The sequence below is a fragment of the Providencia sp. Je.9.19 genome (genome assembly GCF_051129765.1).
GTDB lineage: Bacteria > Pseudomonadota > Gammaproteobacteria > Enterobacterales > Enterobacteriaceae > Providencia.
Map to the genome: position 1 here is coordinate 1,284,881 of NZ_JBCPSS010000001.1, position 16,868 is coordinate 1,301,748.

The 16,868-nt window shown below is 40.0% G+C and carries 14 protein-coding genes; 5 read left to right on the forward strand and 9 right to left on the reverse strand.

The annotated features are described in order from the left end of the window. Positions 1-43 precede the first annotated feature (43 nt). The 3 genes from AAZR93_RS05970 to zipA all read right to left on the reverse strand — a co-directional run bounded on the left by AAZR93_RS05970 (position 44) and on the right by zipA (position 4,588). Positions 44-1,228, reverse strand: a complete 1,185-nt coding sequence (locus AAZR93_RS05970; protein WP_434719238.1) for a NupC/NupG family nucleoside CNT transporter — start codon at positions 1,226-1,228, stop codon at positions 44-46. Positions 1,229-1,453: 225 nt separating this feature from the next. Next, positions 1,454-3,490 carry an NAD-dependent DNA ligase LigA gene (ligA, locus tag AAZR93_RS05975; RefSeq protein WP_434719239.1) on the reverse strand — a complete coding sequence of 679 codons (2,037 nt, stop codon included), beginning with the start codon at positions 3,488-3,490 and terminating at the stop codon, positions 1,454-1,456. A gap of 57 nt (positions 3,491-3,547) precedes the next feature. After that, positions 3,548-4,588, reverse strand: a complete 1,041-nt coding sequence (gene zipA, locus AAZR93_RS05980; RefSeq protein WP_434719240.1) for a cell division protein ZipA — start codon at positions 4,586-4,588, stop codon at positions 3,548-3,550. A gap of 218 nt (positions 4,589-4,806) precedes the next feature. On the opposite strand from zipA, the gene cysZ reads away from it, so the two are divergent. The 5 genes from cysZ to crr all read left to right on the forward strand — a co-directional run bounded on the left by cysZ (position 4,807) and on the right by crr (position 10,247). After that, positions 4,807-5,571 (forward strand): sulfate transporter CysZ, encoded by a 765-nt coding sequence (cysZ, locus tag AAZR93_RS05985; protein ID WP_294110665.1) that lies wholly within the window; start codon positions 4,807-4,809, stop codon positions 5,569-5,571. Positions 5,572-6,002: 431 nt separating this feature from the next. Then, positions 6,003-6,956, forward strand: coding sequence for a cysteine synthase A (gene cysK / locus AAZR93_RS05990; RefSeq protein ID WP_294110663.1), 954 nt, complete (start codon positions 6,003-6,005; stop codon positions 6,954-6,956). Positions 6,957-7,312: 356 nt separating this feature from the next. After that, positions 7,313-7,570 carry a phosphocarrier protein Hpr gene (gene ptsH / locus AAZR93_RS05995; RefSeq protein WP_294110660.1) on the forward strand — a complete coding sequence of 86 codons (258 nt, stop codon included), beginning with the start codon at positions 7,313-7,315 and terminating at the stop codon, positions 7,568-7,570. A 137-nt stretch (positions 7,571-7,707) separates the two neighbouring features. Further along, complete coding sequence (ptsI, locus tag AAZR93_RS06000; protein WP_434719241.1) at positions 7,708-9,435, forward strand: phosphoenolpyruvate-protein phosphotransferase PtsI; 1,728 nt, start codon at positions 7,708-7,710, stop codon at positions 9,433-9,435. A gap of 302 nt (positions 9,436-9,737) precedes the next feature. Further along, positions 9,738-10,247 (forward strand): PTS glucose transporter subunit IIA, encoded by a 510-nt coding sequence (crr, locus tag AAZR93_RS06005; protein WP_294110655.1) that lies wholly within the window; start codon positions 9,738-9,740, stop codon positions 10,245-10,247. A gap of 144 nt (positions 10,248-10,391) precedes the next feature. Here the strand turns inward: crr and cysM are convergent, their stop codons facing one another. The 6 genes from cysM to AAZR93_RS06035 form a co-directional block, all read right to left on the reverse strand. After that, on the reverse strand, positions 10,392-11,276 hold the full coding sequence (gene cysM / locus AAZR93_RS06010) for a cysteine synthase CysM (RefSeq protein ID WP_434719242.1): 885 nt from the start codon (positions 11,274-11,276) through the stop codon (positions 10,392-10,394). Positions 11,277-11,666: 390 nt separating this feature from the next. Next, on the reverse strand, positions 11,667-12,755 hold the full coding sequence (gene cysA, locus AAZR93_RS06015) for a sulfate/thiosulfate ABC transporter ATP-binding protein CysA (RefSeq protein ID WP_434719243.1): 1,089 nt from the start codon (positions 12,753-12,755) through the stop codon (positions 11,667-11,669). A gap of 2 nt (positions 12,756-12,757) precedes the next feature. Beyond that, on the reverse strand, positions 12,758-13,618 hold the full coding sequence (cysW, locus tag AAZR93_RS06020; RefSeq protein ID WP_434719244.1) for a sulfate/thiosulfate ABC transporter permease CysW: 861 nt from the start codon (positions 13,616-13,618) through the stop codon (positions 12,758-12,760). Next, positions 13,618-14,448, reverse strand: a complete 831-nt coding sequence (gene cysT, locus AAZR93_RS06025) for a sulfate/thiosulfate ABC transporter permease CysT (protein WP_294110646.1) — start codon at positions 14,446-14,448, stop codon at positions 13,618-13,620. Before cysT ends, cysW begins: the two co-directional genes overlap by 1 nt. After that, entirely contained in the window at positions 14,448-15,470 is a 1,023-nt protein-coding gene (locus AAZR93_RS06030; RefSeq protein WP_294110644.1) for a sulfate ABC transporter substrate-binding protein, read from the reverse strand. Before AAZR93_RS06030 ends, cysT begins: the two co-directional genes overlap by 1 nt. A gap of 358 nt (positions 15,471-15,828) precedes the next feature. Next, positions 15,829-16,725 (reverse strand): Dyp-type peroxidase, encoded by an 897-nt coding sequence (locus AAZR93_RS06035; RefSeq protein WP_294110642.1) that lies wholly within the window; start codon positions 16,723-16,725, stop codon positions 15,829-15,831. Between the last annotated feature and the right edge of the window lie 143 nt (positions 16,726-16,868).

Genomic DNA, 16,868 nt, shown 5'->3' on the forward strand with positions numbered 1-16,868 from the left:
ATTCAGATGAACGCCGTTTTTTACTTTAACACTTATTTGTGTTTTACAAAATCAATCCAACTACCGCGGCTGACAAGAAGCTGACTAAAGTTGAGCCGTACAGTAATTTCAGTCCAAAACGTGCCACTGTATTACCTTGTTTTTCGTCCAAACCTTTAATTGCACCAGCGATAATACCGATAGAGGAGAAGTTAGCAAAAGAGACTAAGAATACAGACAATATACCGACAGAACGTTCAGATAGACCCGCTGCGATTGCTTGTAAGCCATCCATTGCTACGAATTCATTTGTTACCATCTTAACTGCCATGATGCCGCCTACTTGCAGGGCCTCATCTGCTGGGATACCTAATATCCATGCGAACGGATAGAAAACATAACCCAACATAGTTTGGAAGTCGATACCAAAAATTGCAGAGAAAACACCATTAATCATTGCAATCAATGCAATGAAACCAATCAACATTGCAGAAACAATCATCGCAACTTTAAAGCCTGCAAGAATATATTCACCCAACATTTCAAAGAAGGTTTGACCTTCATGTAAGTTGATCATTTGAATATCTTCTTCACCTTCAGGTGAGTACGGATTGATTAGTGATAGAACAACGAAGGTACCAAACATGTTAAGCACCAATGCTGCAACAACGAAACGAGGCTCTAGCATAGTCATATAAGCACCAACGATAGACATTGATACCGTTGACATTGCAGTTGCTGCCATGGTGTACATTCTGCGTTCTGACATTCTGCTTAGCTGATCTTTATAAGCAATAAAGTTTTCAGATTGGCCAAGTAATAATGAGCTCACAGCATTAAATGACTCAAGTTTACCCATGCCATTCACTTTTGATAAAACGGTACCAATAAAGCGAATAATAATAGGTAAGATTTTGATGTGTTGTAAAATACCGATCAATGCCGAAATGAAGATGATTGGGCACAGTACTTGTAAGAAGAAGAATGCTAAGTTGCCTTCAATCATTCCACCAAAAATAAATTTAGTCCCTTCGGCCGCATATCCGAGTAGATGGGTAAATACCCCCGCTACACCAAGAACAAAGGATTCACCGATATTCGACTTAAGGAACAAATATGCCAATGCAATTTGAATGACAAGTAGTTGAACCACATAGCGAGGACGGATCCCTTTACGGTTACTACTTGCTAAAATAGCAAGGGCGGCTATTACTACTAAGGATAAAACGAAATGCAGGATCGAGGTCATTTACCACTCCAACAAATTTAAGATTCAGTCTATGTGCGTATTCTATGTAATAAGTAACATTTAAATGCGATGAATGTCACATTTAAATGAAAACCAAGAAGGAGTATTTTGTAAAAAGAAGGGTCAGATCACATTTCAAGAACGAAATTAAGATTTATCAGATTAACTCAGTGAGCCATTACCCAAATAAAGGCAATGGCCACCGTGTAGAAATATAGTTCACAACTAGAGATTGAGCAAATTAATCAATTCTTCTTCATCAATAACTTTAATGCCAAGCTCAATCGCTTTCGCCAATTTAGAACCAGCGGCTTCACCTGCGATCACCATATCTGTTTTCTTGGATACACTACCGGCAACTTTTGCCCCTAAAGCTATCAATTTATCTTTTGCTTCATCACGGGTTAAAATATTCATTGAACCAGTCAATACCACCGTTTTTCCGGCAAACGGGCTATCAATTTCTTCACTATTAACCACTTTAACTTCTGGCCATTGAATATTAGCTTTAGCGACTAAATCAGCAATCACCGCCTGATTGTGCTCTTCACGGAAAAAATTCACCACATGCTTAGCCACTACATGGCCAACATCTTGTACCGTTTTTAATGAATCTTCATCGGCAGCGATCAGCGCATTGAGAGTATGATAATGAGCTGCAAGATTTGCTGCTGTGGCTTCCCCGACTTCCCGAATACCGAGCGCATAAATAAAACGCGCTAATGTAGTTTGTTTGGATTTCTCAAGCGCATCAATAAGTTTTTGAGCTGATTTTGGCCCCATTCTATCAAGACCTGTCAATTTACCGGCGCTAAGCTGATATAGATCGGCGGGTGTTTTGACGTATTCTTTCTCAACCAGTTGATCAATGATTTTGTCACCCATGCCATCAACATCCATAGCACGTCTAGAAACAAAATGTTTTAGCGCCTCTTTACGCTGCGCGCCACACACTAAACCTGCTGTACAGCGTGCAACCGCCTCGCCTTCAACTCGTTCCACATCAGAGCCACAAACAGGGCAATGAGTCGGGAAAACAATTTCTCGGCTATCGGCTGGGCGTTCACTCATCACCACACTAACAATCTGTGGAATAACATCCCCTGCACGACGAATAACTACCGTATCCCCAATATGGACACCTAAGCGCTCAATTTCATCTGCATTGTGTAAGGTTGCATTGCTGACCATGACCCCCGCCACTTGCACAGGTTCAAGACGCGCAACGGGTGTTATTGCACCTGTTCGACCAACTTGGAACTCAACATCTTTAAGTAAAGTCATCTGCTCTTGAGCAGGAAACTTAAATGCTGTAGCCCAACGAGGTGCTCGCGATACGAAACCGAGCTCTTCTTGCAGCGCGATTGAATTAACTTTAATCACTACGCCATCAATATCAAAACCTAACTGAGGGCGAACTTGCTCAATTTCATGATAGAAATCTAATACGGCCTGATGCCCTACACGCAACTGCACATAGTCACTCACCGGCAAACCCCATGCCTTGAACTGCATTAAACGCTCATAATGAGTGTCTGGTAAGGTATTTCCTTCCACCAACCCAACACCATAACAATAAAAAGTCAGTGGCCTTTTGGCTGTGATGCGAGGATCAAGCTGACGCAATGAACCTGCTGCTGCATTTCGTGGATTAGCAAAGACTTTCCCATCGGTTTTACGTGCGAGTTCATTTAAGGCTTCAAATCCTTTTTGTGGCATAAAAACTTCACCACGAATTTCAACGCGAGCCGGAATATTATTCCCCGTTAAACGCAATGGAATAGCGCGAATTGTTCTCACGTTAACGGTAATATTCTCGCCAACACTGCCATCACCTCGAGTCGCCGCTTGTACCAATTCACCATTTTCATAGAGTAAACTTACAGCAAGACCATCTAATTTAAGTTCACAGCAAAAGGTTAATTCATCGTGATTTTTTAATCGGTCTCTGATGCGTTTATCAAATGATAAATAACTTTCTTCATCAAAAACGTTATCTAATGACAACATTGGAACTTCATGACGAACAGTATCAAAGGCCGCTAAGGGTGCCGCACCGACACGTTGAGTTGGTGAATCATTGGTGATTAATTCAGGATGCTGAGCTTCAAGTGCTTTAAGTTCTTGCATCAGCTTATCGTATTGCGCATCGGGTATTTCTGGGGCATCCAATACGTGATACTGATATTCGTGATAGCGTAATTGTTGTTTAAGCGCTTCGATAGATTGCTGTACAGCTTCAATAGAATGTTTCGTAGTCATGTCTCACCAATAACGATAAAAAACCCCCTAAAAAGGGGGTCTCTGAAAAACGTATAATTAACTTAGCGTGTTTCTAATTCTACCATGATACACCTCAATTTTTTGAGGTGTCAGTAATTTTCGTTCATCATCAAGCACAACACCACCTGCATCAGAAGCAATACGCTGCGCAGCTTGTAGCATTAACTTGAAGTTTTGCGCGGCTTCACCATAAGATGGCACCATCATAAACATGGAAACACCAGGGGTAGTAAAGTCAGTCATCGTTTCAGGATCAAAAGAACCCGGTTTAACCATGTTAGCTAAACTAAACAAAACAGGCCCGGTACCCGACGGACTAACATGGCGATGGAAAATTTGCATTTCGCCAAACTGGAAACCTGCCTGCAAAATACTTTGCAATAAAGCATCACCTTGTAACTCTTGTCCCTGATGCGCTGCAACATGAAGGACTAGAACAGTTTCCTTACTACTTGCTGTAGATGCGGCTGTTGAAGGTGCTGCCTGTGATTCAGTTTTCGCCTCAACATGCACTGCATTTTGTTCATGATGTACTGGCTGAGGTTCCTTATGAGATAAGTTCGTATCAAAATAAGGTTCCGTCGGTTCACCATTGACTGGACGAATATTCACTTCAGGAAGTTCAGCCCTTTCTTCAGCCATATTAATCGTCAGTTGCTCAGGTCTACTATTTTCATGAGAAGCAACAGGCTCAGCACGCACATTATTTTCTACATGAGCTTGATTGGCTAATTGAACCGTGCTTTCTGGCCTAACTTTTAGCTCAGGTTCAACTTCACGTTCAATTGTTGATGGTGACTGTATATTGGGTTCAACACGAGTCGCTTCTTTTACCTGATGTACAGGTTCAGGCGCAACAGGTTGGGCAGAAGCCCTTGATGTTGACTGTTTTTCGGTAAATAACGCAGAATCATCATAATCTGACGAATTCTCTTGAACGTCACTTTTCCTACGTTTTGCGGGTTTATCGCGAAATAACTTAGAGCGCTCTTTACGGCTGGTCCATAAACCATGCAGTAATAAAGCGACTATGGCTATCGCACCTACGACCACTAATATCAGACGCAAATCCTGCATCGCTGCTATCTCTAGTTGATGAATAATTATGCCTTTACGGCGGAAACTACCTTAAGATTATTTGTCAATCGCTCTAAGTGCAACCCTCAGAACGATTTTCTTACAATAAAGAGAATATTCTGCTTTCGTTTGCTGCTTTTTTGAGCAAATAATGGCTAGTCAGCACAAAATCATATCTATATGATACAGGGTCAACTGAAAAGGAGAGAACAAGAAGTATGACCCAATCGACATTTTCGCCACAAAAAGCACATTCTGGCTTTTATTATTTCGCTCAAGGATGGCGACTCGTCACTCGTCCCGGTATTAAGCGTTTTGTTATTTTGCCTCTAATCGCCAATATTGTTTTTTTAGGGGGCGCTTTTTGGTGGTTGTACAGTAAACTAGGTGGCTGGATAGAACAAGTCATGAGTTATATTCCTGACTGGTTGCAATGGCTTAATTATCTTATTTGGCCTGTCGCTGTCATCTCTATTTTACTAGTCTTCAGTTATTTTTTTACGACCGTGGCAAATATTATTGCCGCGCCATTTAATGGCTGGTTATCCGAAAAACTTGAAGCTGAGCTAACCGGTATTCCGGCACCTGATGCTGGCGTCGCGGAACTATTAAAAGATGTCCCTCGCATGATGAAGCGAGAATTAGTCCGTATAGGTTATTATTTACCCCGTGCTATTGGTCTACTAATTTTATTTATGATCCCAGGTATCGGTCAGACTGTCGCTCCGGTGCTGTGGTTTTTATTCGGTGCTTGGATGATGTCTGTTCAATATTGTGATTATCCTTTTGATAATCATCGGGTTGGTTTCAGTGAAATGAAACAAGCACTCGCCAAAGATCGCATGAAAAACATTCAATTTGGGGGTGTGATTAGCCTTCTCATGATGGTGCCTTTTGTTAACTTAGTCATCATGCCAGTGGCGGTTTGTGGTGCGACCCTCATGTGGGTTGATCGCTATCGCGAGCGCTATTCACGCTATTAGTTTCTAAGTACAGTAGTTTCGATATAGTCATTTCTTAGCACATGTGTAGGATGACCTGCACATGTGCTCTCAAAGCAATCATTCTTTAATAATATCAATAAATAGCCATCTAAATAGCTCAAGTATTAATCATTAACTTCAATACAAATGCTTACGTGCATAGAACTATTGAATATAAAATAGCGAATCGTTATAAGCTTATATTCAAATCATATTTGCATTAACCCATTCTTCACGTATGTTGAATCATACTCGTTATACTTCAAATTACCGTGGTGTTATTTTCACTTTTTCACCAAAATCGCATACTTCGATACGCTGAATTAGGATAATTTTTATACGTAACTCACCAGTAATTTGAATTATTTAGGGTATATTGAATTTGGACGTTAAAAATATTCAGGCTAACCGCTTTATTTTAAGGATATCCCATGAGCAAAATTTATGAAGATAATTCGTTAACCATTGGTCACACACCATTAGTACGCCTAAAGCATTTTGGTAATGGTAAGATTTTGGCAAAAGTGGAATCTCGTAACCCAAGTTTTAGTGTGAAATGCCGTATTGGGGCAAACATGATTTGGGATGCAGAGAAAAAAGGACTTCTCACCAAAGATAAAGAATTAGTTGAACCAACCAGTGGTAATACAGGTATTGCGCTCGCTTATGTCGCGGCTGCAAGGGGCTATAAATTAACCCTCACAATGCCTGAAACCATGAGTATTGAACGTCGTAAATTACTAAAGGCACTCGGGGCTAATTTAATATTAACCGAGGGAGCAAAAGGCATGAAAGGGGCGATTGCCAAAGCTGAAGAAATAGTTAATAGCAACCCTAAAAAATATCTGTTATTACAGCAATTTAATAACCCTGCAAACCCTGAAATCCACGAAAAAACAACGGGCCCAGAAATTTGGGAAGATACAGACGGCAATGTGGATGTGGTGATAGCGGGCGTAGGTACTGGTGGTACAGTCACGGGTATTGCTCGATATCTGAAAAAAACTAAAGGTAAGAATGTCACTATCGTTGCTGTTGAACCTGAGACCTCACCAGTCATAAGCCAAGCGCTTGCTGGAGAAGAAATTAAACCCGGCCCACATAAGATTCAAGGAATTGGAGCGGGCTTTATTCCTGGCAACTTAGACCTGACACTACTTGATAAAGTCTTTAAGATTACAGATGACGAAGCAATAGAAACCGCACGTGAATTAATGAAAAAAGAAGGTATTTTAGCGGGGATCTCTTCGGGTGCTGCGGTTGCCGCTGCCGTTAAACTTTCCGCAGAGCCCGAGTTCAAAGACAAAAACATTGTCGTTATTTTGCCTTCATCAGGTGAGCGTTATTTATCAACTGTCTTGTTCGCAGATATTTCAGCAGAATAGTATTGAATTCGTTAATTATTCGTTAAAAAAGCACCTAATTGGTGCTTTTTTTGTGGCAGAGATCAAAGTTTAGCACGGATTGAGATGATTTATAATTCTGGGTTTAGTATTACATATACCAATTATTTTGCACCGCGAAATTAATCAATTTTTAAGCTATTGTATATCAGGTTTAAGACAGATATTTTGTTAGCCGTTACCAATTGATTTTCCGGTAAAAGATAGAAAAAAGGTCAATATTGAATAAAATAGGAAACCTTTTTGCGAGTTAATAATCTAACTTATACGCAAACCCAGCATATTTCATCTACAATAGCTGGGTAATTATAAAAAACTAAAGCTATTGAGGAAATAATATGTTCCAGCAAGAAGTCACTATTACAGCACCAAATGGTCTACATACCCGTCCAGCAGCGCAATTTGTGAAAGAAGCCAAAGCATTCACTTCTGATATTTCTTTGATTTCTAATGGCAAATCAGCTAGCGCGAAAAGTTTGTTTAAATTACAAACTCTAGGTTTGACTCAAGGCACTGTTGTGACGATTTCAGCCGAAGGCGAAGATGAAAAAGAAGCAGTAGAATTCTTAGTTAAACTGATGGGTGAATTGGAATAATCTTGCACGCAAGAGCGTCAGTTTTACAGATTTAAATCTCTTCCCTGAATGTAATCATTCGGGGATATCTGTTTAATCACTTATCATTACTGTTGTCTCTGCAACATCAGAACTTCTACCAGTAGTAAGGTAATATTATGATTTCAGGAATTTTAGTATCCCCAGGTTTTGCTTTTGGTCAGGCTTTGATCCTCAAAGAAGATCCTATTCTTGTTAGCACAAAAAAAATTGCTGATGATCAGATAGAAAAAGAAATTCAACGCTTTATTGACGGAAGAAACAAATCAGCCGAACAACTCAGCCTCATTAAAGAGAAAGCCGAAAAAAATCTTGGTGCGGAAAAAGCTGAGATTTTTGAAGGTCATATTATGTTGTTAGAAGATGAAGAGCTTGAGCAAGAAATTGTGACTCTCATCAAAGGCGACAAAAAAACAGCTGATGCTGCTGCATACTCAGTAATAGAAGATCAAGCCCAAGCGCTCGAAGCTCTTGAAGATGAATATCTTAAAGAACGCGCAGCTGACGTGCGTGACATTGGTAAGCGTCTGCTAAAAAATATTTTAAATATGCCTATTGTTGATTTAAGTGCAATCGACAAAGAAGTTATTTTAGTCGCAGCGGATTTAACCCCTTCTGAAACAGCTCAACTAAATTTAGATAAAGTATTAGGCTTTATCACTGATTTAGGTGGCCGTACATCACATACCTCTATCATGGCTCGCTCACTTGAGCTCCCTGCAATTGTGGGTACCTCTGATGCCACAAGTAAAATCAAGAATGGCGATTACGTCATTTTAGATGGTGTAAATAATGAAATTTACCTTAATCCATCTGAAGCCGATATCGACAAACTTAAAGCTTTCAAAGAAGAATACCTGCAAGAAAAAGAAGAGTTAGTTAAATTAAAAGACTTGCCGGCAATTACGCTTGATGGTCACCAAGTTGAAGTTTGTGCCAATATCGGTACTGTCCGTGATATCGCGGGTGCTGAACGTAATGGTGCAGAAGGTGTTGGTCTATATCGCACCGAATTTTTATTTATGGATAGAGACTCTCTACCAACAGAAGAAGAACAATTCCAAGCCTACAAAGCCGTCGCTGAAGGGATGGGTAGCCAAGCAGTTATTGTTCGTACCATGGACATTGGTGGCGACAAAGATCTACCTTATATGAATTTACCAAAAGAAGAGAACCCATTTCTCGGCTGGCGTGCAATTCGTATTTGTCTTGATCGCAAAGAAATTCTACACGCCCAATTACGTGCTATTTTAAGAGCATCTAAATTTGGTAAACTGCGTATCATGTTCCCAATGGTCATTTCTGTTGAAGAAGTCCGTGAACTAAAAGCAGAGCTTGAGTTACTTAAAACTCAGCTACGTGAAGAAAATAAAGCATTTGATGAATCAATCGAGGTTGGTGTGATGGTCGAAACGCCAGCTGCTGCCGTTATTGCCCATCACTTGGCAAAAGAAGTTGATTTCTTTAGTATTGGAACAAACGATCTGACTCAATATACCTTGGCAGTTGACCGTGGTAATGAGTTAATTTCTCATCTGTACAACCCAATGTCTCCAGCCGTCCTCAACTTGATTAAACAAGTTATCGACGCTTCTCACGCTGAAGGCAAATGGACGGGTATGTGCGGTGAATTAGCCGGTGACGAACGTGCAACCTTGCTGCTACTTGGCATGGGACTTGATGAGTTTAGTATGAGTGCAATTTCAATTCCGCGTATCAAGAAATTAATTCGTAATGCAAATTTCTCTGATACTAAAGCATTAGCTGAACAAGCCCTTGCTCAGCCAACGGCAGATGAATTGATGAAACTTGTTGATACCTTTATCCAAGAAAAAACGTTATGCTAGGAGCTGTTAACTTTTAAAAGTTAATTTTGTTCGGTGTAAAGGCGTTTTAATTAAGATGAGAAGTGGGCTACTTAGGCGATTACAACTCAATTTATGCAAAACGCTTTTTAATCGAACCCGAAGGGCAATTTTTGTTAGTCATCTTGTATTAGCTATTGCGTAAATTGCAGCCAATTTTCATCTTCGCTGATTAATCAAGCGCTATACCTAATAACCGACAACAAAAAATAAGCATCATAGTTCAACAGCCCCGAGGAACAGCGCATTAGTTCGGTCCCATATAAACGATTAGGAGAAGGTCCATGGGTCTGTTTGACAAACTGAAATCACTAGTTTCGGAAGACAAAAGTAGCAGTGGCAGTATTGAGATTGTTGCACCTATTTCAGGTGAAATCGTCAATATTGAAGATGTTCCAGACGTTGTGTTCGCAGAAAAAATCGTCGGTGATGGTATTGCTATTAAACCTGCTGGCAATAAAATTGTTGCACCTGTTGATGGTACCATCGGTAAAATTTTTGAAACCAACCATGCATTTTCCATTGAATCAGATGATGGCATAGAACTCTTTGTTCACTTCGGTATTGATACCGTTGAACTCAAAGGCGAAGGCTTTAAGCGTATCGCTGAAGAAGGACAAACAGTGAAGAAAGGCGATTTGGTAATCGAGTTTGATTTAGCGCTATTAGAAGAAAAAGCCAAATCAGTTCTTACACCAGTTGTGATTTCTAACATGGATGAAATCAAAGAATTGACTAAACTTAGCGGTTCAGTAACCGTAGGTGAAACCGTTATCATGCGCATTAAAAAATAGTGAATTATCATTCACGTTTTTTTTGATTCCGGTGTTAAAAAACCATCAGATGCAAAATATTACATCTGATGGTTTAGCCTTATTCGTTTTTAAATCATCATGATATCTTCTACGCACTTATCTTTAAGCCCGCCGCATGATTAATTAGCTATCAAAAACGCCTGTTGATAAATAACGATCGCCTCTATCACAAATGATAGCAACAATAATTGCACCAGGATTCGCCTTAGCGACTCGTAGAGCCCCTGCAACTGCACCACCTGAGCTAACGCCACAGAAAATACCCTCTAGCCTTGCTAGCGCTCTCATCGTGTCCTCAGCATCTTGCTGATTAATATCCAATACGCTATCGACCAGTTCACTGTCAAAAATACCCGGTAGATAGCCCGGTGACCAACGTCGAATTCCCGGAATTTGACTTTTTTCTGCTGGCTGTAACCCAACAATATGCACATGCTCAGATTGAGATTTTAAATAGCGGCTAACACCCGTAATAGTGCCCGTTGTTCCCATACTTGAAACAAAATGAGTAAGACGACCTTTTGTTTGCTGCCAGATTTCAGGTCCTGTGGTGTTAAAATGCGCTAATGGATTATCAGGGTTATTAAATTGATCTAATACTTTCCCCTCTCCCCTTTGCTCCATTTCTTTCGCCAAATCACGTGCCCCTTCCATCCCCACCGTCGTATTTACTAACAGTAGCTCTGCACCATATGCTTTCATCGATGCTTGGCGCTCTTTACTCATGTTCTCAGGCATCAACAACTTTAACTTGTACCCTTTGACTGCGGCTATCATTGCCAATGCAATACCCGTATTACCGCTTGTCGCTTCAATCAATGTATCACCTGGTTTAATTTCACCACGTTTTTCTGCTTCATTGATCATTGAAAATGCAGCTCTATCCTTCACTGAGCCAGCAGGGTTATTCCCTTCTAATTTCACCCAGATTTCAGCATCAATTCCTTGCGTCAAACGCTGAAGTTTCACTAATGGTGTATTGCCAATAAACTGTTCCAGAGTTGACACTTCATTTTCCTTATACTAATTTATTATAATTAATAACAAATACTACCCCAACATCAATAACAGAACACCTGAAATAAATTCATTTTTATTATTTAACAAATAGAGTTGATTATTGTTATTACTATTGTTGATATAGCGAATTGATATAATATATTACAATAATAATATCATATTACCAATCTTATTCTTTTGCGGAATAAAACCAATAAATCAATGAATATCAATTAATTAAATGAACCGTCAACCATAATGACTTTATAAAAATTCATTGGTTTATATACGGGTAAATGATAGGGATATAATCAGGAAGGTACTCAGGAATATAACACCAATAATGTTCAATTTATTGGTGTTATATATATTGAAACTATAGATAATAATAGTTTATATTCATGCGCTTTGAGCTAATTGGGGAAATAATAATTCTGTTTTACCTTGGTAGATTTTTGCTTGCTGGCTACCGAGGAAATACTGCTCCCCTCTAAGTGGAATAGTATTTGAGTTTTGCCAAATAACTGAAATAGGATCTTTACTCCAACCTAGCGGCTGAACCGTCAATTGCCAAAAGTGCCCTCTTGGGCCAGATTCTGTCACTCTTACCGGTAAACGATGTTGTTCATCAACTTCAGTTTTCAATGAAATATCCCAAGGCCTTAAAAAGACATCTACATCACCTTGATGCGCACTGGAATGATTTAGTGGGAATTCATAACTATCAATATGCAATTGCGACCCAATAATACGACCATGCAACTGATTCACTTCCCCCATAAACTCTAGTACAAAACGCGTTTCAGGGTGCTGCCAAATATCATTTGGAGTGCCGACTTGTTCAATCGCACCTTGACTCATCACCACAATTCTATCTGCCACTTCCATGGCTTCTTCTTGGTCATGAGTAACAAAGACACTGGTAAATTTAAGTTCTTCATGTAATTGTCTTAACCATCGACGCAACTCAACTCTAACCTGTGCATCTAAAGCGCCAAAAGGTTCATCTAATAATAGAATTTGCGGCTCGACTGCAAGGGCTCTCGCCAGTGCAACACGCTGTTTTTGACCACCGGAAAGCTGTGCTGGATAGCGTGATGCTAAATGTGCCAATTGCACCATATCTAATAGCTGCATCACTTTTTGTTTAATTGCTTGCGCAGATGGGCGCTCTTTTCTTGGCAGTACGGTTAAACCAAAAGCGACATTATCAAATACGGTCATATGACGAAAAAGAGCGTAATGTTGAAAAACAAAACCAACACGGCGATCTTTGGCATGAATACGGCTTACATCATGTCCATGAAAACGTAAAGTACCTTGGCTTTGTTGCTCTAATCCCGCAATAATCCTCAGTAGGGTTGTTTTCCCTGAACCTGATGGACCTAACAATGCCACCATTTCACCCGATGCAATATCCAAAGAAATATTATTTAAAACTTCGGTTTTAGCAAAGAATTTGCCAATTTTTTCAATTTCAATACTCATAATTAATGGACTCCTGACTCGGATTGCTGTCGGCTCAGATGCCATTGCAATGCGCTTTTGACTATCAAGGTAAGCATTGCCATCAATGCCAAGATTGCTGCCGCGGTGAAGGCACCAACGGTATTATAATCTTGATGCAATAATTCAACTTGTAACGGCAGAGTATAAGTTTCACCTCGAATAGAACCTGAAACTACTGAAACTGCACCAAACTCACCGATAGCTCTTGCGTTAGTGAGTACCACACCGTATAGCAATGCCCAACGAATGTTAGGTAACGTTACGCGCCAAAACATTTTCCAACCCGATGCACCAAGCAAAACTGCGGCTTCGTCCTCTTGGCTTCCTTGGCTCAACATTAAAGGAACCAACTCTCTAACTACAAATGGACAAGTCACAAAAATTGTTACTAATGCCATACCCGGCCAAGAGAACATTAATTGAATATCGAATCCTTCTAACCAGCTGCCAAACCAACTGTTAGAGCCATAAAACAACAAATATAAGAGCCCAGCGACAACCGGTGATACGGCAAAAGGAATATCGACTAAAGTCAGTAATAGTTGCCTACCCGGGAAATGAAAGCGCGTCACCAGCCATGCCATCATAGTACCGAAAATCAAATTTACGGGTACTGTGATTAATGCAATGAGCACGGTTAAGCCGATAGCATGTAGCATATCCGCATTACCTAAATTCATTAAAACCGCATCTAAACCTTTTTGAAATGCAGTAAGAAAAATCCAAACAATAGGGATCACTAAAAGTAAAATAGAAAAAAAGATGCCTATCGCAATTAAACTCCATTTACCCCAATTAATAGGTAATTTATCGGCTGTCGATATCGGTGTGATTTGAGCCATTATTTACCCCCTAACCTTTTACCAAAGCGACTTTGTACCATATTGACACTAAATAGAAGGAGTAATGAAACCGCTAAAATCACCGATGCAACAGCACTAGCTGCGGGGTAATCAAATTGCTGTAATTGACTAAAAATCATGAGCGAAACCACTTCGGTTTGCCATGCAATATTGCCCGCAATAAAGATAATTGCACCAAACTCGCCGAGGCTCCGAGTAAATGAAAGCACCGTTCCAGCCAGTAACGCAGGAGAAACTTCGGGTAGCACAACACGCCGAAAAGTCTGCCAACGACTAGCGCCCAACGTCTGTGCGGCTTCTTCATATTCAGGCCCAAGTTCTTCTAATACAGGCTGCACTGTCCGAACAACGAAAGGGATACTGGTAAATGCCATCGCGACAGCAATACCTAACCAAGTATTCACCACTTTAATATCAAACTGATGAAGGTATTGACCATACCAACCTGACGTTGCAAATAATGTTGCCAAAGTCAGCCCTGCAACTGCGGTAGGCAAAGCAAAAGGCAAATCGACCAAACCATCAAGAAATAACCGACCAGGAAAGCGATAACGCGTTAGTATCCACGCCAGCAACATGCCAAAAACAGCATTAAATAGACTTGCAACCAATGCCGCCAGCAAGGTAACTTTATAAGCCGCGACAACTTGCGGATAACTAATCACCGCCCAATATTGTTGCCATGTCATTTCTGATAGCTGAATAACTAAAGCACTCAGTGGCAGTAGTAAAATCAAACAGGTATAAAGTAAACTGCTACCAAGTGTTAAGCCAAATCCAGGCAGAAAACGCTTTCCTGACTTACTCATTAACGCCGTCCTTGAGCCATTAGTTCATCGAACTCCCCGCCCGTTGAAAAATGTACGTCCATTACCTTTGGCCAACTTCCAAATTGCGACTCGACCGTAAATAACTTAGTTTCAGGAAATTTAGCTTTATTCGCCGCCATTACCGTTTTATCGTTAACGCGATAATTAAAACGAGTAATTGTTTGTTGTGCTTGTGGGCTATAAAGATAATTCAGATAAGCTTTAGCGGCATCTTCCGAGCCATTTTTTTGCACATTTTTATCGACCCAAGCAACCGGGAATTCAGCCAAAATATCGACAGGTGGAACAATCACCTCATAATCAGACTCACCGTACTGAGTTCGAATATTATTCACTTCTGATTCGAAACTAATCAATACATCCCCAAGTCCTCGTTCAATAAAGGAGGTAGTTGCACCACGACCGCCAGTATCAAAGACTTCAACGTTTTTTAAAAATTGTTTAACTTGTTCGCGTGTTTTTTTGACGTCACCTGCATTCTCTTGGTTAAATGCTCCCCATGCAGCTAAATAGGTATAACGCCCATTACCGGATGTTTTTGGATTAGGGAAGATAAGTTTGACATCTTCGCGCGCAAGATCATCCCAAGTTTTAATCCCTTTTGGGTTTCCTTTACGTACTAAAAAAGCCATTGTGGAATAGTATGGTGAGCTATTATTCGGTAAACGAGCCTGCCAATCTGCCGAGATCAAATTTCCTTTATCATGCAATATTTGGACATCAGTCACTTGATTGTAAGTCACCACATCAGCTTTCAAGCCTTGCAAAATAGCTAAAGCTTGCTTTGATGAGCCCGCATGAGATTGTTTAATAGTCAGCTTGTCATTGGGATGCGCTTCATTCCATTGTTTTTCGAAATCAGGATTTAGCGCGACAAATAATTCACGAGAAATATCATAAGAGCTGTTCAGCAATTCGGCTGCAATAAGTTGTGAGCTACCAAAGAGCGCAAATGTCGCTAAGCTCGCTAAGGCTGTTTTCTTGATAATCGTTTTTTTCATTAGATACCTACTCGTGACTAAACCAAAACTACAGGATGAAGAATACTGTATATGCTTTAGTTATAACTGTGTAGTTATCAATCACCATTTAATATATCAAATTAGAATATCAAAGAAATTATTGAAATAAGCAGTAACATCTCTTTTTAGTTTAATAGGTTAGCAATATGAATACTGCTCATTTGAATGAGTTATAAATAAGATCCTTTCATTTAGCTTTCTATTTTTATCGAAAATATGTTTAAGGAATTACTTCAAATAATTTGAGCTGTAACTAAGTAACAATAAATTCACCCAAGAAGCATGCTCAAATATGCGACTTGGATGAATAAAAGCTACAATTTGAAATATAACGAGTTTAGAGGGAGGTCAGCGCCTCTATCGACGGCGCATAATAATAGCTACCGGATACAGCTTTCGTCATTCTTAACAGATCATCGTATTTGCCGTCTTGTTCCCCAAACATACTGAGTAATTGTTTTTCAATATTATGTAGCGTTGCACAATAGGCAATAAAAAAGAGTCCATGCTTACCACTTGCAGTACCGTATGGCAGGCTGTGGCGCATAATTGACAACTCTTCGCCGTCTTCTTCAATCACCACACGAGAAACGTGAGAAGTCACATTACGCACGTCTTCATCTAACTCGACGCTATCATGTTTTGTACGACCAATCATTTTTTCTTGTTCGTGCTCTGAAAAACGATCCCATTTCTTCAAGTCATGTTCATAGCGTTGCACTAATACATAGCTTCCGCCTTTATCATTGCCGTTATCAATTAATGTCACTTCAGCAATTTCTTCTCCTTGCGGATTTTCAGTGCCATCAATAAAGCCACTTAAGTCGCGGTCATCCACCCAACGGAAACCATGAATTTCTTCCACAACTTGAATTGATTTTCCGAATGCTTTTAATGCGGCTTGGGCCAATGAAAAATTAATATCATGGCGTAATGACTGAATATGGATAAATAAATCTCTTTGGGTTGCTGGTGCTAACCCTTTGCCTAGCGCTCTAAATGGTTTTAATTCAGGGGCACTTTGTGCCTGCCCAAGTTGCTTCCAAACTTCTGAGCCAAACGCAATGACGGCACCAAGGCGGTCATCTGGGTACTTTGATTGTAACTTCGTCAGTTCATCAACGAAATGCTTACAGGCTAATTTCACATCGTCCAGAGAGCCTTCAACCATTGCTTCAATAAATATACCGAAACGACTATGTTCTTTCAAAATACCACTTTGGGAATGCGACATGCTATAAACCTCGTAAAATGAATATGTTATCTAACGCTATATAACCTATATTATCCTATTAATGGCTATTTTCACCTTGTTTTAGCGCAAGACTTGATAGAAATTTAACCTCTATTATAGGGCTGAATATTTAGGAAGGGAAA